General features: G+C 45.1%; 16 protein-coding genes. 13 read left to right on the plus strand and 3 right to left on the minus strand.

The genetic code is table 11. The features are described 5' to 3' along the window. The first annotated feature begins 810 nt into the window (after positions 1-810). Together AC6I8U_RS01165 and AC6I8U_RS01170 are read left to right on the plus strand one after the other, a co-directional pair. Entirely contained in the window at positions 811-1,221 is a 411-nt protein-coding gene (locus AC6I8U_RS01165; protein ID WP_498017525.1) for an HI0074 family nucleotidyltransferase substrate-binding subunit, read from the plus strand. Next, entirely contained in the window at positions 1,211-1,534 is a 324-nt protein-coding gene (locus tag AC6I8U_RS01170) for a nucleotidyltransferase family protein (RefSeq protein ID WP_498017526.1), read from the plus strand. The genes AC6I8U_RS01165 and AC6I8U_RS01170 overlap by 11 nt, the downstream gene beginning before the upstream one ends. 135 nt (positions 1,535-1,669) lie before the next feature. Here the strand turns inward: AC6I8U_RS01170 and wecA (AC6I8U_RS01175) are convergent, their stop codons facing one another. Then, complete coding sequence (gene wecA / locus AC6I8U_RS01175; protein ID WP_498017527.1) at positions 1,670-2,749, minus strand: UDP-N-acetylglucosamine--undecaprenyl-phosphate N-acetylglucosaminephosphotransferase; 1,080 nt, start codon at positions 2,747-2,749, stop codon at positions 1,670-1,672. Between the two features lie 204 nt (positions 2,750-2,953). Then, a complete protein-coding gene (wecA, locus tag AC6I8U_RS01180; RefSeq protein ID WP_498017528.1) occupies positions 2,954-4,036 on the minus strand; it encodes a UDP-N-acetylglucosamine--undecaprenyl-phosphate N-acetylglucosaminephosphotransferase in 1,083 nt (360 codons plus the stop codon). A 1,428-nt stretch (positions 4,037-5,464) separates the two neighbouring features. Between wecA (AC6I8U_RS01180) and AC6I8U_RS01185 the strand changes: the two genes are divergently transcribed. Beyond that, the gene (locus AC6I8U_RS01185; RefSeq protein WP_498017529.1) at positions 5,465-6,445 is read left to right on the plus strand and encodes an alpha/beta hydrolase; all 981 of its coding nucleotides are present in this window, start codon (positions 5,465-5,467) and stop codon (positions 6,443-6,445) included. Between the two features lie 9 nt (positions 6,446-6,454). Next, positions 6,455-7,831 (plus strand): MBL fold metallo-hydrolase, encoded by a 1,377-nt coding sequence (locus tag AC6I8U_RS01190; RefSeq protein WP_498017530.1) that lies wholly within the window; start codon positions 6,455-6,457, stop codon positions 7,829-7,831. A gap of 49 nt (positions 7,832-7,880) precedes the next feature. On the opposite strand, the gene AC6I8U_RS01195 is transcribed toward AC6I8U_RS01190, so the two are convergent. Beyond that, on the minus strand, positions 7,881-8,111 hold the full coding sequence (locus AC6I8U_RS01195) for a hypothetical protein (RefSeq protein ID WP_498017531.1): 231 nt from the start codon (positions 8,109-8,111) through the stop codon (positions 7,881-7,883). Positions 8,112-8,631: 520 nt separating this feature from the next. On the opposite strand from AC6I8U_RS01195, the gene AC6I8U_RS01200 reads away from it, so the two are divergent. From AC6I8U_RS01200 to AC6I8U_RS01240, 9 genes are read left to right on the plus strand one after another with little or no spacing between them, the layout of a single operon-like run. Then, positions 8,632-9,822: a UDP-N-acetylglucosamine 4,6-dehydratase gene (locus AC6I8U_RS01200; RefSeq protein ID WP_498017532.1), complete on the plus strand. Its 1,191-nt coding sequence runs from the start codon at positions 8,632-8,634 to the stop codon at positions 9,820-9,822. Between the two features lie 13 nt (positions 9,823-9,835). After that, positions 9,836-10,984: a LegC family aminotransferase gene (locus AC6I8U_RS01205; protein ID WP_498017533.1), complete on the plus strand. Its 1,149-nt coding sequence runs from the start codon at positions 9,836-9,838 to the stop codon at positions 10,982-10,984. Further along, positions 10,981-12,150, plus strand: coding sequence for a UDP-N-acetylglucosamine 2-epimerase (gene neuC, locus AC6I8U_RS01210; protein ID WP_498017534.1), 1,170 nt, complete (start codon positions 10,981-10,983; stop codon positions 12,148-12,150). The genes AC6I8U_RS01205 and neuC overlap by 4 nt, the downstream gene beginning before the upstream one ends. Positions 12,151-12,188: 38 nt before the next feature. After that, entirely contained in the window at positions 12,189-13,037 is an 849-nt protein-coding gene (locus tag AC6I8U_RS01215) for a methionyl-tRNA formyltransferase (RefSeq protein WP_498017535.1), read from the plus strand. After that, positions 13,034-13,702: a PIG-L deacetylase family protein gene (locus AC6I8U_RS01220; RefSeq protein WP_498017536.1), complete on the plus strand. Its 669-nt coding sequence runs from the start codon at positions 13,034-13,036 to the stop codon at positions 13,700-13,702. Before AC6I8U_RS01215 ends, AC6I8U_RS01220 begins: the two co-directional genes overlap by 4 nt. Beyond that, positions 13,699-14,772, plus strand: a complete 1,074-nt coding sequence (gene neuB / locus AC6I8U_RS01225) for an N-acetylneuraminate synthase (RefSeq protein ID WP_498017537.1) — start codon at positions 13,699-13,701, stop codon at positions 14,770-14,772. The genes AC6I8U_RS01220 and neuB overlap by 4 nt, the downstream gene beginning before the upstream one ends. Then, entirely contained in the window at positions 14,765-15,412 is a 648-nt protein-coding gene (locus AC6I8U_RS01230; protein WP_498017538.1) for an acetyltransferase, read from the plus strand. Before neuB ends, AC6I8U_RS01230 begins: the two co-directional genes overlap by 8 nt. A 33-nt stretch (positions 15,413-15,445) precedes the next feature. Further along, positions 15,446-16,504, plus strand: a complete 1,059-nt coding sequence (locus AC6I8U_RS01235; RefSeq protein WP_498017539.1) for a nucleotidyltransferase family protein — start codon at positions 15,446-15,448, stop codon at positions 16,502-16,504. Then, on the plus strand, positions 16,504-17,202 hold the full coding sequence (locus AC6I8U_RS01240) for an acylneuraminate cytidylyltransferase family protein (RefSeq protein ID WP_498017540.1): 699 nt from the start codon (positions 16,504-16,506) through the stop codon (positions 17,200-17,202). The genes AC6I8U_RS01235 and AC6I8U_RS01240 overlap by 1 nt, the downstream gene beginning before the upstream one ends. The last annotated feature ends 4 nt before the right edge of the window (positions 17,203-17,206 follow it).

The raw sequence follows: 17,206 nt of genomic DNA on the forward strand, positions 1-17,206 counted from the left end.
AGTCCCTACCCGATATAATCAAGGTGATTGAAATGGAAACGATTGAGGTGCAAAAAACAAACTAAATGAATGTCCCAGATCTGATCGTAAGATTTTGATTGAGTTCATTCGACTTCAGCAACCAAGTCCCCATCGGTGATGAATCTGAAAAGAGCCGATTGACATCGTTGGTTTTACGTGTGAAGTTTGTATTTTGCTCTGTGGGGAGGTGTATAAAGGAACTCGGGGAGTTGCGCTGGCCTTAAATGAATAGAAACCGTCCATATGGACGGTTTCTATTCATTGTAAACCTCGCGGGTACAAGATTCACAAGGGATTGTACTTGTTCGTTTGTGGGTCAAACTCACAAGGGTGCTCAAATTTTGCCCTTATAGTATTGCCTCAATACGAACGAAAGTCAACATGAACGGTTCTAACTTGCTGTATTAAAATGAATAAATCTATATGCTCATGATATATCGACCAATTAATTTTGTACGCTTTATGTACGGTAATCAGCCTTTCTAATTTGCGCAGGCTCTTACTGTCTCTGGCTGACATTGACTTAGTTTAGTCGCTGGTGGACACCACCAGTTTTAATGCTAGACGTTATCTATGTTCTTGTGGGCCTGTGGTGCACGAGCGTTTTGCTGTTAAGTTTCATTGCACTGCTGCTTTGTAAGGGCGCTAGAATTTTAAGCGCTTCACACTAGTCGAGCTTGGGTGTCGGGTAAAAGACAGATGTCAGTGAAACGCTGATATTGCTTGATTGATTTGGTTGTTTAGGGCTCAATGTAGCGTCAAAGATTCTTCGACTTTTAGGTGATTACTATGAATTCGAATCCAGACCGCTGGAAGCAAAGACTGCAAAACTTGTTGAGAGCTCAACAAAGGCTTAGAAGGGCGTGTGCACAAGAGAGCTACAATGAGCTAGAACTGGCTGGACTTGTACAAACCTTTGAATTTTCTTTCGAGCTCACTTGGAAAACGCTTAAAGATTTACTTGAGTTCGAAGGCTTTGATGTCGCTTCCCCAAGAAGCGTGTTCCGCACAGCACTGGAGGCTAGGCACCTTTCTTCACAACAATGTGAAACAATGCTTGAGGCGCTAATAAAACGTAATTTACTGTCTCACACCTATGACGAGGAAAATGTTCTCGAAGCTCAAGCGCTGATTTTAGATTCGTTTTCACCTGTAATAGAGCAAATTACGCAGTATTTAAAGGTGAAAAGTGAACGATAATGATTTAACAGTGCCCACTTCGTTAGGCCTAAAACCTCATCATTACCAACTGATTAAGGATGTGGTTTTGAAGCACGAGTTGGTAACTCATGCTTGGATTTTTGGGTCAAGGGCGTTGGGAACGTACAGAGACAACTCTGATATCGATATTGCCATAGAAGGCACTGCAATCACATTGACGGTCGTTGCTGATATGCAAGATCGATTAGAGCAATCTTCACTCCCTTTCAAGGTGGATTTTGTTGTAAAGCATCGAATTACATCGAGTGAGTTACTCGCTCATATTGAAAACTATGGGCTTCAGCTTAAGTAGCTGCTTCAATACTTTTGAACCGTTCAAGCAGTAGTTTGAGCGTTGCTCGTTAACACGAATGCCTGAAGCAAAGCGCAGCTGAGAACTCGGCCTTTAACTTAAAGGGAGTCGAAGGCCGATTGATAGAGGTCGGGTTTACTTAGACTCTGCGGCCTCAGCTCCTACGTCTTGTCCCAGCTTGTTGCGCACAAAACGCGTAATACGCCAGATATACGACAGACACAACGCATATCCCACAAAACACGCAATAAATCCATAGAACATAATCGGCTCTGGGATCTGCGCCATCTCGCCATACAACCCAAACCCAGTCAGCGCCGAAGCAAGCACACAGATCGCCAGCAGTGTTTGTCTCGAGCTAAGCCCTAAACGCTGACATATATGATGCAGGTGCTCACGGTCTGGTTTAAACGGCGAATCACCACGACGAACACGGCGAATCATAATCGCCGCCATATCCATCAGAGGTAGTGCAATCAACCAAAGTGCTGTTACCGGTCGCATAATCGCACCCGACTCATCCTGGCTTCCGCTAAGAAGCAGCCAAATGACGGTAAAACCAATCATCATACTTCCCGCATCACCCATAAATACTTTACGCTTGCGTCCTAACAAACCTAGGTTCATACCGATATACGGCAGTGCGGCAGCGATAAAGATAAGGCAGAGTAGGCCAAGACCTGAGTGTCCGTCTTGATAAAGAAGAAATGCTAAAGCACCGAAAGAGACAATCGACAGCCCGCCAAGTAGCCCATCAATCCCATCCACCATATTGAACGCATTGATTGCGCCAATCACACCCAACACGGTAATCAACACTGCGAACCCACCTAGCTCGGTATGGCCCAAGCCAAACATGTTCCCTAGTGTATGCAGCTCAAGCTCTGCGAAATGCATCATGGCAAGTGAAAGTAGTGCTTGGCACAGCATACGAGACTTAAAGCTAATATCGTATTTGTCATCAACTGCACCTAACAGGGTGAGAGTACAGATAGAGAACAAAAACAAGCCTGCATGGTCAAGATCTATATCAAACGCGAGTACTGTGATGGTCACGGTGATACAGATTGAGATACCACCGACCAATGGCACTACGCCTTGGTGATGCTTTCTTACATTGGGTTTGTCAACAAGACCGATGACCTTCGCCAGTCGTCTTGCAAAAAATAACGTGATGAAGGCGGTGACCGCCACAAAGCCGAGGAGTAAAGTCATGTATCCTACTGAGTAACATTTTTTATGTAATTAGAAATTGTTGGGTTCTTTTTTTTGTGACCCATCGCTTAATGTTACTGGAGTTTTGGTCGTATATGAAGTTGGGCTTGCATATATTTTTTGCGTATTACTTCGATTTTCAGATAATACTGACCAATATCACGAATTGTGCATCTATATTCACATTGTGTTACTCATGATTAATCAGCCAGCAGAGGCTTCTTGAGGTTGATTTCGTCTCATTAGGCGAATGTAGGCGGTAAGGCGGAAGATCTTTGAAAGGCTCCAATAGTAGCCACCAAATAACGCCAAAAACAGATAGAACATGGTGGATTCTTGGGCATCAATCAGCTCGCCAATAATGCCTATTGAAGCAAACAGCGTAGCGATAGTCGTGATGATAAAGAGTGTCTGTTTGGAGTTAAATCCAACGCGCTGAAAAATATGGTGGAGATGCCCTCTGTCTGGTGTCATTGGTGATTGGCCTTTTTTGATGCGCCTAACCATAATAGTCACCATGTCCATAAGCGGGACGGCAATCAGCCATAGTGCTGTCACAGGGCGCACGGAATTATCAATGGTTGAGATGATGGATGATTCCGCTTGTTGGGTTAGGGTGAAGAGTAGCCATACCACCACAAAGCCAATCATCATACTGCCGGCATCGCCCATAAAGAGTCGATACTTGCGGCCGAGCAGACCTAAGTTAAAGACAAGGTAGGGACCAATAGCGCAAAGCAGTAGCGAACACAGTTGTAAGTGCGCCATATCACCTTGCAGTGCAAACAAGAGGCAAAGCGCGAGGAGTGTGACACTTGCTAAACTGCCAAGCAGACCATCAATACCATCTACCATATTAAAGGCATTGATAGCGCCGATAACGGCAATGATCGTTAACGGCAGCGATAGCCAATCAAACGTGACATAGCCAAAGCCAAAGGCACCGCCAAAAGTAACTAGCTGAACGTCTGCAATTAAAGCAATGAGAGTGGCGATAAAGGCCTGTACGATTAGACGACTTCGGCAGCTAAGGTCGTAGCGGTCGTCAAGGACGCCAAGTAGCACTAACCCTGCGATGGATGCCACAAGCAGACTTTGAAAGGGAATGATTTCGGGTATGAGTATGAGTGCGGCGCAAAATGATATGGCTATGGACACACCGCCTACGAGAGGGATCTGTCCTTTGTGTCGCTTACGTGAATCTGGGTTGTCTACCAAGCCTAGATAAGGCGCGAGTTTGTGTGCGATAAGCAACACTGCAAACGTGCTTATTACTACACTGATCATTTGCCAAGCCATAACTATTCCAACTGTTTTGCTGCTAACTCGCGGCCACGATTGTTGTTGTGTTTTGTTGTTTAAGCCGAACACTGTCCTTAGAAACCCGGTCATTCTGTTTGTTAGTACTCGGGTTGGTAGGGTGATTTGTGGTGGTCGCGATCCCTGTTTAACTAGGTTATGACGATCACATAAATATGCAAATGGGTGAGATGGCGGAATACTGTAGAGTGATGATTATAACTGGTTGAAAATTAAGCGGTTGGGAGACGGTAAAAGTGGGCTGGTTAATTTTTATGCATTTTTGTTTGTTGAGATCTTTGTCACAAGATATGTGAGTGTAGTTGCGTAGTGGGCTGGTGGTTGGTTTTTGGTTGGTCACGCGCGGTTGGAGATCCTCACTTTCGTGAGGATGACGGAGGAAGTAAGGGTGGTGGGGAAGTGAGAGTTACGGGTGGAAGTGAAGATTACGGGTGTTGGGTTAGGATGACGGATGTTGGGTGAGGGTATCTAGTCATGGGCGGGAGCGACAGTTGGGAGGTTGGTGTGTTTCAGGTTCTGTCATTCTCGTGAAGACGAGAGTCTTGTGAGGCGCGCGGTGCGGTTTGTTGGTGGGCGTGAGTGAGTCACTTGTGGTGGGAGATCCTCACTTTTGTGAGGATGACGGGGGAAGTGAGGGTTACAGGGGGAAATGAGGGTTACGGGTGGAAGTGAAGATTACGGGTGTTTGGTTAGGATGACGGATGTTGGGTGAGGGTATCTAGTCATGGGCGGGGGCGACAGTTGGGAGGTTTGGTGTGTTTCAGGTTCTGTCATTCTCGTGAAGACGAGAATCCTGTGAGGCGAGTGGTGTGGTTTGTTGGTGGGCGTGAGTGAGTCACTTGTGGGGGAAGATCCTCACTTTCGTGAGGATGACGGGGAAGTGAGGGGGGGCGGGGGGAAGCGAAGATTACGGGTGTTGGGTTAGGATGACGGATGTTGAGTGATGGATGTTGGGTGATGGATGTTGGGTGAGGGTATCTAGTCATGGGCGGGGTGACAATTGGGAGGCTTGGTGTGTATTAGGTTCCGTCATTCTCGTGAAAACGAGAATCTTGTGAAGCGCGCGCTGTGGTTTGTTGGTGGGCGTGAGTGAGTCACTTGTGGTGGGAGATCCTCACTTTCGTGAGGATGACGGGGGAAATGAGGATGACGGGGAAATGAGGATGACGGGGAAGTGAGGATGACGGCGAAGTGAGGGTTACAGGGGGAAATGAGGGTGGTGTGTATTTGGTGAGGGTGGGGAATTTAAATTAGAGAGTTATCTTTATTTTCAATGTTGCGTGTGTAAGCACTAACCTTTGAGTGCATCTTGCCTCGCAAATACAGGCTTCTTAAACGCAAATAACCAAGAAGCTTCGTATGCTCGATGGTTTTTATGAGCAATAAGGGGGCCGCATGTTATTTATCACTAACCGAATACCCATACAGTCAGCACGTTCTAAAATGAATCGTGCTATCTCATTTGATACTCAAAATACCGACATTTCAAAATGGCTCTATTTCTGCGAGCGACGTGGGGAGGGAGAATACGTTGAGATGCTCTCTTCCACGTTGTTCGCAAAACTCAAGGCCTTACCAGAACAAACCCAGCTACTTTTCTATCTACACGGATTCAATAACAACATGGAGCCGGAGGTGTTTGAGCGTAGTGCTCAGTTGCAAGTGTTACTGGATAAACAGCAACCTGGTCTGGCGCTCGTGATACCGATTATCTGGCCTTGTGATGATGACCATGTTGTCGCGATAGCGGACGACTACTGGGATGACCAAAAGGCAGCAGAGCACTCTGGTGTGGCGTTTGCTCGGTTGTTTTATAAGTTTGATATGTGGCGTCGAGAGGCTTCACAGCAGCAGTTTCCGTGTCTAAAGCGGATGAATGTTGTAGCGCACTCGATGGGAAATCGAGTGCTGAAAAGTGCCATGTCATCATGGGTAGAAGATGAGCGCCTTGGTGGTATGCCTCTTCTGTTTCGAAACGTGTTTATGGTTGCGGCTGATGTGGAGAATCACTGTTTAGAGGAAGGCGAAGATGGCCGACATATTGTCGATTCGGCGAAAAATGTGTTGGTGTTTTATGCCAGTGATGATCTCGCTATGTCGGCTTCGAAAGTTGCCAACCTCAAAAATATCACTGCATCGCGTCGTCTTGGAATGACAGGCCCTGAACAGCTCAGTGCTTTGCCAAAAAACGTGTTTGAGTTTGATTGTGACAGTTTCAATCAGCGTTTTGATTACCCCGTCGGACACAGTTATTTCTTGGTGAACAGTGAAGGAGAAGTGAGCCCAATTATTTCGCAGCTGGTGAGCGCAATGAAAAGTGGTGTCGTTGAGGGTGAGCGAAGCCAGGCATTGAGTGTGGTTGAATCAACGAGCTGAGGTAATGTTATGCGAAAGGAGAGTAAACAGATATCACTGACCGATGATGTTCATGCCACACACCATGGTGGTAAAAATTCCGTCACTGGATCGTGTCATGAATTGACTATCCATGGTGATGGGCTGCTAATTGATTGTGGTTTGTTTCAAGGAAGTGATACAGAAAATAAGTCGCTAGAGATAGAGTTTAAGACCTCACACATTCGTGCGTTAGTGCTTACTCATGCTCATATTGACCATATAGGTCGGCTACCGTGGCTGCTCGCTAAAGGGTTCCAAGGTCCGATCTATTGCACACACGCGACAGCGCACTTAGTACCGCTCATGCTTGATGACGGATTAAGGTTGCAGCTAGATTTAACCCGTGTTCAGCGAAGTCGCATTCTGGAGCGAATCAAGCGCCAACTTCGACCTATGGAGTATGGTTCTTGGGTGCCAATAAAATCTCAACAGCAAGGCTACTTCACTTACATTCGCCTTAGCCCCGCGGGACACATTTTGGGGAGTGCGTACGTTGAAGTTAAGCTGCCCAATCAAGAAATAGCGGTATTTTCTGGTGACCTTGGACCTAAGAGTACGCCGCTACTGCCAGACCCTCTGCCGCCAAAGCGGGCCGATTACCTTTTTATCGAAACCACGTATGGCAACAAGCAGCATGAAAGCGTTGAGGCAAGAAGTGAACGACTGCTCACTATTATAATGAAGAGCCTGCAAAATGGCGGGACTATTATTATTCCTGCCTTCAGTGTTGGCCGAACTCAAGAGCTGCTGTATGACATTGAATCTCTGCTGCACCAAAAACAGCTATCAGATTCTCTCCCCATCATCGTTGATTCCCCCATGGCTGCCAAGATAACGAAAGCCTACCGCCAGTATCGAAAGTTGTGGACCGCTGAGGCGAAAGGTAAACGTGATTCAGGGCGCTATCCGCTTGGGTTTCGTCAGTGCGTGGTCATCGATAGCCATAAAGAGCACATGGCGCTGGTGAATCGTCTCGCGTCGACCGGTGAGCCTGCCATTGTGATTGCTGCATCGGGTATGTGTATGGGCGGGCGCGTGATGGACTACTTACAAGCTTTGCTACCTGATGCCCGTAGCGATGTAATTTTTACTGGCTATCAAGCGAAAGGCACTTTAGGAAGGCAGTTACAAAATAAAGTGAAACGTGTTGAGATAGATAATGAGAGTGTTGCTGTACAAGCTTGCATACATACTATGTCGGGGTACTCAGCGCATGCTGATCAGCAGGATTTGATGGGCTACATAATGGGGTGTAAAGACCATTTGGAGCAGCTTCATCTTATTCATGGAGAGAAGTACGCGAAAGAGGCTCTGGTGGCGTGTATTTCACCCTACCTAGAGCCTTCTACTCGTATTGTTTACTAGCGTGTGTAGGCCAATTGCTTATTTCTAAGCGATACTGTACATGCGCGATTTAGTCAGGCATAGAGCGGCGCATGTCGTCCGATTTTTTGAAAAACCAAAATGAACCGATACAAAAGGAAAGTGCACCAAGTGATGCCAAAATGAGTTGGATATTATCGGTTGTTAACAGTGCGCCAATCGCCACCATTGCGATTGCAATCACAGCAAGTTCAAGAACGCGACCTGCGCCTTTGTTTTTATGACGAAACGACGCATAACGAAGGGTTAGAGCAAATGCCATTGAAGATACACTCCCAGTGTTAGTTGCTACTCACTTCTTCTGAGCAATGCTCATTCAGAGAGTGATGAATTTAACAGGTGATGCTAATAGAGTACGGCAGCGCGATTAATGTCATTAATTCAGCTTTCGAAAAGTGGAATCAACCTCTAAATAATAATATTGTCAATTGCAGGGGCGAACGAAAAATAGGCGAAGAATGGTCTGACTTTTTTTGAGGTAAGCATGTTTTTTGTCAAGAGAGCGTAACATCAGTTTGAGGAAGTGCACAACAGCAAGAGGGAGTAAAGTCAAATATATCGACCACTGACTGAGTAAGGCATTTTTGATTTGATGTGGCTGAAATGTCAGTGGCTGGAGGGCCATTTAGGGATATCGCACTACGGCTAATCCTAATGTACAATACACGGCTAAATATGGAGTCGCCTCTTCTCGTGAGGCACTAGCCTCAATGTAATATTGGTGTCGCTGCTATGTCTGGTGCGTTACGGCAGTATTTGTTGTTTTTAAAGGTGTTTTTCTTATGAACCAAATTTTGCCATTAATTGGCCGTGAGCAAGAATTGTTTGAACAGGATATTGATAAACATGATCAGGAACTTCGACGTATTGTTTCGGAATCTCGATTTCTTGTTCTAGGTGGCGCAGGCTCGATTGGTCAGGCGGTCACAAAAGAGATATTTAAGCGTCAGCCAAAGAAGCTTCATGTTGTTGATATTAGTGAAAATAACATGGTGGAGCTGGTGCGCGATATCCGCAGCTCATTCGGTTATATTCAAGGCGATTTTCAGACATTTGCTTTGGATATAGGGTCGATTGAATATGATGCGTTTATCAATGCGGATGGTGCATACGACTATGTTTTAAATCTATCTGCACTTAAGCACGTCCGAAGTGAAAAAGATCCATTTACCTTAATGAGAATGATTGACGTCAACGTGTTTAACACGGATAAAACGATTGAACAATCATTACAAAGTGGGGTAAAGAAGTATTTTTGTGTCTCTACGGATAAAGCCGCAAATCCAGTGAATATGATGGGCGCTTCTAAACGCATCATGGAGATGTTTTTGATGCGCAAGAGTGAGCAAATGGCGATTTCGACCGCTCGCTTCGCAAATGTCGCTTTCTCAGATGGCTCACTGCTTCACGGTTTCAATCAGCGTATCCAAAAACGTCAGCCTATCGTCGCCCCTAACGACATTAAACGCTACTTTGTTACTCCGAAAGAGTCCGGTGAGCTATGCTTGATGTCGTGTATCTTTGGCGAAAACCGTGACATTTTTTTCCCTAAGTTAAGTGAATCCTTGCACCTAATTTCGTTTGCAGACATTGCGGTGAAGTATTTAGCGCAGCTCGGTTACGAACCGCATTTATGTGGGTCGGAAGAAGAGGCTCGAAGTCTTGTTCACACGCTACCCAAGCAAGGTAAATGGCCTTGCCTGTTCACGGAGAGTGATACTACGGGTGAAAAGGACTTTGAAGAGTTTTTCACTGATAAAGAAGTGCTCGATATGTCGCGCTTTGACAATTTGGGCATTATCAAAAATGACCCAGACTATGACCCTGAATTGTTGTCGCTGTTCGAGCAAGAAATAAGTGACATGAAAGATCAAAAATCATGGACCAAGGAGCAAATCGTGGCGCTATTTTTCTCGATGATTCCTGATTTTGGGCATAAAGAAACTGGTAAGTACCTAGACAGTAAAATGTAACGGAAGGGAAGTCATGAATCCAACTCACATTGTTGAATTTGTACGTGATACCTACAAAACAGATGAATTTATCCCGCTTCATGCTCCTGCTTTTGATGGTAATGAGAAGCAATATGTGATGTCTACGATAGACAGCACGTTTGTCTCGAGTGTCGGTCGCTATGTTGATGAATTCGAAGCAAAGATGGAAGTCTATACCGGAACCAAGAAAGCGGTAGCGACGGTTAATGGGACCGCAGCCTTGCATGCGGCCTTGTATATGGCGGGCGTTGGTCGTGGTGATTTAGTTATCACACAAGCACTGACTTTTGTCGCCACTTGCAATGCTTTATACCACATGGGTGCCGAGCCGATATTTGTCGATGTGTCGCCGGTAAGCCTTGGTTTGTGTCCGAACGCGGTTGAAGCTTATTTGGCTGAGCATGCTGAACTAACTGAAAAAGGGTGTATTCATAGAAAGACTGGGCAGCATATTAAGGCTGTTGTGCCAATGCATACCTTTGGTCATCCCGTTGAGTTGGATGAGTTAATATCAGTGTGTCTGAAGTGGCAGCTTACTTTAGTCGAAGATGCCGCTGAGAGCCTGGGTTCATTCTATAAAGGTAAGCATACAGGGACGTTCGGTGAGTATGGCGCTTTTAGTTTCAATGGCAATAAAATTATTACAACCGGAGGCGGTGGTATGGTGGTTTGCCAAACGAAAGAGGCAGGTATGAAGACCAAGCATGTGACGACGACGGCAAAAGTCCCTCACCCCTATGAGTTTTATCATGATGAGCCCGGGTTCAATTATCGTATGCCGAATCTTAATGCGGCCCTAGGCTGTGCTCAAATGGAGTCATTGAGTGCATATTTGGCACAAAAACGTGAGTTAGCGATGGGCTATAAAGATTTGTTCGAAAACAGTGATTATATGTTTGTCGAGGAGCCAGATTATGCTTCATCAAACTATTGGTTAAATGCGGTAGTGTGTACATCGCAGCTTGAGAGGGACACGCTTATTCGAATCACGAATGATGCAGGTGTCATGACGAGGCCAATTTGGCAATTGATGATTAAACTCCCTATGTTTGCCAATGCCTTATGTGGAGATTTGACGCACTCGCGATATTTTGAGTCTCGAGTTGTTAACCTACCTAGCTCCCCTGTGAGGATTGGATGAAGAAGATAGCAATATTTACCGGAACAAGAGCTGAGTACGGTTTGTTGTATTGGGTTATTAAAGGGTTACATGAGTCCCCCGATGCAGAACTCCAGCTTTTTGCGGGTGGAATGCATTTGTCACCAGAGTTTGGTAAGACGATTAACCAAATCGAAAAAGATGGTTTCCCTATCACCGAAAGGCTGGAGTTCTTGCTCTCGTCTGACACGCCAGTTGGGATTGCCAAGTCTATGGGCTTAGCGCTTATTTCTGCTGCTGACGCGTTTGCGCGAAACCAACCTGATTTATTGGTGGTATTGGGTGATCGTTTTGAGTCTATGGCCATCTGCCAGGCCGCTATGGCTGCTCAAATTCCCATTGCACATATACATGGTGGGGAGACGACAGAGGGGTTGATTGACGAGGCCGTTAGGCACTCAATTACAAAAATGTCTCACATTCACTTCACTGCCACGGAAGAGTATCGACAGCGAGTCATTCAACTTGGTGAGCAGCCAGATCGAGTGTTCAATGTCGGCGCTCCTGGCATTGATAGTATTGTTGCGTTGGATCTACTTGATATTGATGAATTATCGCAATCTATCGAGTTTGATTTGACTAATGCGCCCTATATGGTTGTGACGCACCACCCTGTGACATTAAGTAATGATGGCGCTATTAGTGAGCTAGAAAATTTATTGAGTGCTCTTCGTCGTTATCCAACACACCGATTTGTTATCACTTACCCTAACGCGGATACGCATGGGCGTGCATTAATTAAGGTGTTGGATGAATTTAAAAGTGAGTTTCCTGATAGAGTATTACTCGTGACCTCGCTCGGGCAGTTACGTTACTTAAGCGCATTGAAGCATTGTGATTTGGTGATTGGTAATTCCTCTAGTGGGCTTATTGAGGTCCCTACATTTGGAGTACCAACGATTAATATTGGCGATAGGCAGAAAGGGCGTCTTGCAGGGCGAACGGTTGTACACTGTGAAGGCAGCGAAAGCTCGATCGTAAAGGCTATCGAGAAAGCGCGCAGTTCATTATTTAAGGCTCAATGTAAGTCTGAACAAAACCCTTATGGTAAGGGGGATAGCTCAGCTAAAATTCTAAACCAGTTATTAGAAGTGGATACTGCTAACCTTATTTACAAACAGTTTTATGACTTAGGGCAGGAGAAATAATGCGAGTTGGCTTTATAGGTTGCGTTGATTCGAGTCGAATGGCACTCGATACTCTACTTAAAGTTCCAGGACTAGATGTTGTAGCGGTCGTGACAAGAGAAAGTTCTTCTGTCAACGCAGACTTCTGTAATTTGACCGATCTTTGCATTGATCACGATATACCATACCATTTTGAAGAACCAAAGCAGAGACAGCTATCTACTGAATTTCTTCGCCAATTTAACCTAGATGTTATTTTCTGTGTTGGGTGGAGTTACTTGCTTGATGAAGAAGCGCTGTCAATCGCACCTTGTGGAGTTATCGGTTTCCATCCAGCTAAGCTTCCACAAAATAGGGGGCGCCACCCTATTATTTGGGCGCTGGCTCTAGGCCTGACTGAGACGGCTTCTACATTTTTTAGAATGGATAGTGGAGCGGATTCTGGTCCCATTGTTTCTCAGCAAATTATTAAAATAGACTCACAAGATGATGCCGCATCTTTATACAGTAAAATTCTTGTTGCGGCGCAGGCGCAAATTGAGAACATAGGTTTAGACTTGGTCGCCAATAGAGCACAGTTTGTCGAGCAGGATCATAGTCAGGCGACATATTGGAGAAAGCGCACTCGTAAAGATGGTCTCATTGACTTCAGAATGTCAGCTGTAGCGATTCACAATTTAGTGCGAGCCCTAGCGCCACCATACCCAGGTGCTGAGTTTCAGTGCGACGATGAGTACGTTACTGTAAAAAGCAGCCAGTTACTTGCACATGAGTACCCGGAAAATATTGAACCAGGAAGAATAATTGATACTACGTCGGATTCGATTGTGGTGAAAGCTTCTGGGCGAGAGGCGATTAAGTTAACGATAGCTGACAGTAAAAAGTTTAAAATAGGGCAGTATTTATGAAGAAGGTGTTGATCGTTGCCCCACACGCTGACGATGAGACATTAGGGTGTGGTGGCACCATTTTAAGGCTGCGCTCCGAAGGTTGCGAGCTTCACTGGTTATTGGTAACAGGTATGAGTGAGTCTGCTGGGTTTACTCAACAACAAATCACCATTAGAGCACGGGAAATTGAGAATGTTGCAAAGCGTTATGGTTTCTCGGGTGTACACGAACTTGGTTTACCGCCAGCGATGCTAGAGACTTTACCTCTTGGTGAGATTATTGGCCCAATATCCAATATCGTCTCTACTATTCAGCCTGAACTGGTATTTACAGTTTATCGCAATGATGCTCACAGCGACCATGAGATTGTGTTCGATGCTGTTATGTCTGCGACTAAATCATTTCGATATCCTTTTGTAAAAAAGGTTATGGCTTATGAAACGATGTCTGAAACTGAGCATGGCTTTAAGCCCGAAGATGGCGGTTTTCGACCGAATATCTTCGTCGATATTTCAAGTACATTGTCAGGCAAACTCGACATATTGGAAATGTTTGAGTCGGAAGTTCACGACTTTCCGTTTCCTCGCTCTAGAAAGGCGCTTGAATCTTTAGCTTATGTTCGAGGTACTCAATGCAATGCTGAAGCAGCTGAGGCGTTTATGCTCATTAAGGAAATATTATGACACTGATTATTGCTGAGGCGGGTGTCAATCACAACGGTAGTGAAGAACTCGCATTCAAATTAGTAGACGCGGCGCATAAAGCTGGTGCGGATGTCGTTAAATTTCAAACTTTTAAAGCGAAGAATCTCGTAACAGAAGAGGCTAAGCAAGCCAAATACCAGGTCGCGAATACCAAGAAGGAAGAGTCTCAGTTGGCTATGCTTAGCCGGCTAGAGCTATCTTATGAGGCCCATCATAAGCTGTTGGCACATTGTGAGTCGCTCGGTATTGAGTTTTTATCTACGGCATTTGATCAAGAGAGTCTTTCATTCTTAGTGGAAGATCTTGGCCTGAAGCGATTGAAGCTGCCTTCAGGAGAAATTACTAACTTCCCTTTAGTGCTGGACCACGCACGTTCGGGTTGTGATCTCATTGTATCAACGGGAATGGCGACACTCGCTGAAGTTGAACAGGTGTTAGGTGTTATTGCATTTGGTTATGTTGCTGATAAGGAGCAAACCCCAAGTGAGCTCGCTTTCCAAATGGCCTATGCATCAAGCGAAGGACAGAAAGCTCTCAAAGAAAAGGTGACATTACTGCACTGTACAACTGAATACCCAGCGCCCTTTGATGAGATAAACCTGAAGGCTATGGATACTTTACAACAGTCTTTTGAGTTACAGGTTGGATACTCGGATCACAGCAAAGGCAATACGGTGCCTATTGCTGCTGTTGCTCGAGGTGCTTGCTTGATAGAAAAGCACTTCACTCTAGACAAGAATATGGAAGGCCCTGACCACAGAGCATCGTTAGAACCGGATGAGCTAACTGAAATGGTGACCTCAATTCGTCAGGTTGAACTAGCGCTGGGTAATGGTGTTAAAAAACCTACCTTGTCTGAGGTGAAAAATAAGCCGATTGTTCGAAAAAGTATCGTAGCATGCGCAGCGATTAAGGCGGGTGAGGCGTTTACTAAGGAGAACTTGACAATAAAACGTCCGGGTGACGGTTTATCTCCAAGTCAATACTGGTCTCTGCTAGGCACTGTAGCAACCAAGGATTACCGCTCGGGAGAGCTTATCGTTGGATAATGTTGAGCGACAACCCATCATTATGATAGGGGCTGGTGGCCATGCTACCGCTCTAATGGATATCCTGATAGAGCAAGGTAGAGAGGTGGTTGCTTTTGTAAGCCCTGACAAACCGGTATCCCCTTTGTTTGAAACAATTAGGCACTTAGATTGTGATGCAAAAGTGCTAAGTTATTCAGCAAAAGGGGTAAGGCTAGTAAATGGTATTGGTCAGTTGCCAAACTCCAGGGTGAGACTTCGAGTTAGCCAATACTTCCTAGCTAGAGGCTATCATTTTGAGACGGTCATAGCGGACTCAGCTCTCGTTTCTAAGCACTCCGTCATTGCTGATGGGGTACAAATTTTTCCAGGTGCCATTGTAAATACTGGTTCTAAAGTTGAGAGCATGTCGATTGTTAATAGTCGAGCTATCGTTGAGCACGATTGCCTCGTCGGTAGCAACAATCATATTGCTCCGGGAGCTATATTATGTGGCCAAGTGAAAACGGGTGATAATGTCTTTGTGGGTGCTGGTGCCACGGTGATTCAAAATATTGAAATTGCTTCGGGAAGTACAATTGGAGCGGGCGCCGTCGTTACTCGAAATCTTGAACAAGGGCAAATGTGTTTACCTTGTAAGTCTTTGTATATTAGTAATTAATTGTAGTAAATCGTATTGTTGGGAATGTAGTTCATGAGTCACTGTTGGGAAAATGTTTTAATCGCCCCTACCAAGTCACTTCGCGATGCTTTAGAAATCATTAACACAGAAGCGCTGCGGATTGTCGTGGTCGTTGATGACGCCAATCGACTTTTGGGGGTTGCTACTGATGGTGATATTCGCCGAGGTATACTTGATGATGTACCTCTGTCAGCAAGTGTTGCATCAGTTATGAATACGAACGCTACGACTGCTGATGTGAGCACTTCAAAAGAGGTGCTGGCAAAGATAATGGAAAAAAAGGGTATCCTATCTATTCCATTGTTGAAAGATGGCATCGTTGTTGGGCTAGAAACACTTCATGGCGCTCTGAGCCAACCGAATTATGAAAACCCAGTTTTTATTATGGCTGGAGGATTCGGCACACGATTGAGACCCCTTACAGATGACTGCCCGAAACCTATGCTGAAAATAGGTGGAGTGCCGATTTTGGAGACAGTGCTTCGAAGCTTTATTCGAGCTGGTTTTGTTAATTTTTATGTTTCAACGCATTATATGCCCGAACAGATTGAAGCACACTTTGGCGATGGTCAACGTTTCGGTGTAAGTATTAGCTATGTCAATGAAAAAGAGCCTCTTGGAACTGGAGGGGCTCTAGGTTTGTTGCCAGATGCTCTTTCTGACGACTTGCCATTAATTATGATTAATGGTGATGTTCTAACAAAGGTCGATTTTGAGAGGTTGCTTGAATTTCACAACGAAAACCAAGCAGACGCTACCATGTGTGTTCGCGAGTATGATTATCAAATCCCTTATGGCGTTGTTGAGGGTGAGGGAAACATGATTACCAAAATGGTTGAAAAGCCAATCCAACGTTTTTTTGTGAATGCAGGTATTTATGTAGTTGCACCAAGTATTTTCAAGGCCGTGCCTAAAAATGTCAAAATTGATATGCCTACACTTCTTGAGCAACAGATTAGTAATCAACAGTCTGTGCTGATGTTCCCTATTCATGAATATTGGTTGGATATCGGTCGTATTGATGACTTCAATCGTGCTCAAACTGATATTCATACCTTAGGATTGCTTTAATGATTCACGGTCAAAGAGTCTTTGCCATAGTACCAGCAAGGGGCGGCAGTGTAAGACTACCAAGGAAAAACGTACTTCCGTTGGCAGGTAAGCCGCTCATAGCTTGGACTATTGATGCCGCATTGGGTAGTCAATATGTCGATGATGTGTTTGTGAGCACCGATGATACAGAGATAGCGGCGGTTGCCGCTGATTGTGGAGTGCCGGTGCCTGAGCTTAGACCTGAGGTGCTTGCCACAAACACAGCCACAACAAAAGATGTGGTTATTTATACACTTAACCAATTTGGGCAAAATAGCGACATTGTTGTACTGCTTCAACCAACTTCTCCACTTAGGAACTCTCAACATATTGATGAAGCTCTAGAGTACTATTTTGAAAAGAGGGCCACCTCAGTTGTTTCGGTAGCTCCTTGTGAACACTCGCCACTTTGGGCAAATGTTTTGCCAGCTGATGGTTCAATGGGAAGCTTTTTGAAAGATGGTGCTGCGGCGCGATCTCAAGATTTAGAGCAGTATTATCGACTTAACGGTGCGCTTTATATCTATGATGCAGATGAGGTGAGGCAAACGAAGGAGCTTGCATATAAAGATACGACCTATGCTTATCAGATGCCATCTGAGTGCTCGATTGATATTGATAATCAATTGGATTTCGATATTGCGGATTTTTTGATTAGAAAATATCAAGGAAGGTAACGGT

It is taken from the genome of Vibrio sp. KUL80 (assembly GCF_059725495.1).

Excerpts from the sequence above, each read along its gene's own strand:
- AC6I8U_RS01190 (WP_498017530.1), top strand. The coding sequence starts at position 6,455 with ATGCGAAAGGAGAGTAAACAGATATCACTGACCGATGATGTTCATGCC.
- AC6I8U_RS01240 (WP_498017540.1), top strand. The coding sequence starts at position 16,504 with ATGATTCACGGTCAAAGAGTCTTTGCCATAGTACCAGCAAGGGGCGGC.
- AC6I8U_RS01195 (WP_498017531.1), bottom strand. The coding sequence starts at position 8,111 with ATGGCATTTGCTCTAACCCTTCGTTATGCGTCGTTTCGTCATAAAAAC.
- AC6I8U_RS01165 (WP_498017525.1), top strand. The coding sequence starts at position 811 with ATGAATTCGAATCCAGACCGCTGGAAGCAAAGACTGCAAAACTTGTTG.
- AC6I8U_RS01205 (WP_498017533.1), top strand. The coding sequence starts at position 9,836 with ATGAATCCAACTCACATTGTTGAATTTGTACGTGATACCTACAAAACA.
- wecA (WP_498017528.1), bottom strand. The coding sequence starts at position 4,036 with ATGATCAGTGTAGTAATAAGCACGTTTGCAGTGTTGCTTATCGCACAC.
- neuC (WP_498017534.1), top strand. The coding sequence starts at position 10,981 with ATGAAGAAGATAGCAATATTTACCGGAACAAGAGCTGAGTACGGTTTG.
- AC6I8U_RS01215 (WP_498017535.1), top strand. The coding sequence starts at position 12,189 with ATGGCACTCGATACTCTACTTAAAGTTCCAGGACTAGATGTTGTAGCG.
- AC6I8U_RS01235 (WP_498017539.1), top strand. The coding sequence starts at position 15,446 with ATGAGTCACTGTTGGGAAAATGTTTTAATCGCCCCTACCAAGTCACTT.
- neuB (WP_498017537.1), top strand. The coding sequence starts at position 13,699 with ATGACACTGATTATTGCTGAGGCGGGTGTCAATCACAACGGTAGTGAA.
- wecA (WP_498017527.1), bottom strand. The coding sequence starts at position 2,749 with ATGACTTTACTCCTCGGCTTTGTGGCGGTCACCGCCTTCATCACGTTA.
- AC6I8U_RS01200 (WP_498017532.1), top strand. The coding sequence starts at position 8,632 with ATGAACCAAATTTTGCCATTAATTGGCCGTGAGCAAGAATTGTTTGAA.
- AC6I8U_RS01220 (WP_498017536.1), top strand. The coding sequence starts at position 13,034 with ATGAAGAAGGTGTTGATCGTTGCCCCACACGCTGACGATGAGACATTA.
- AC6I8U_RS01185 (WP_498017529.1), top strand. The coding sequence starts at position 5,465 with ATGTTATTTATCACTAACCGAATACCCATACAGTCAGCACGTTCTAAA.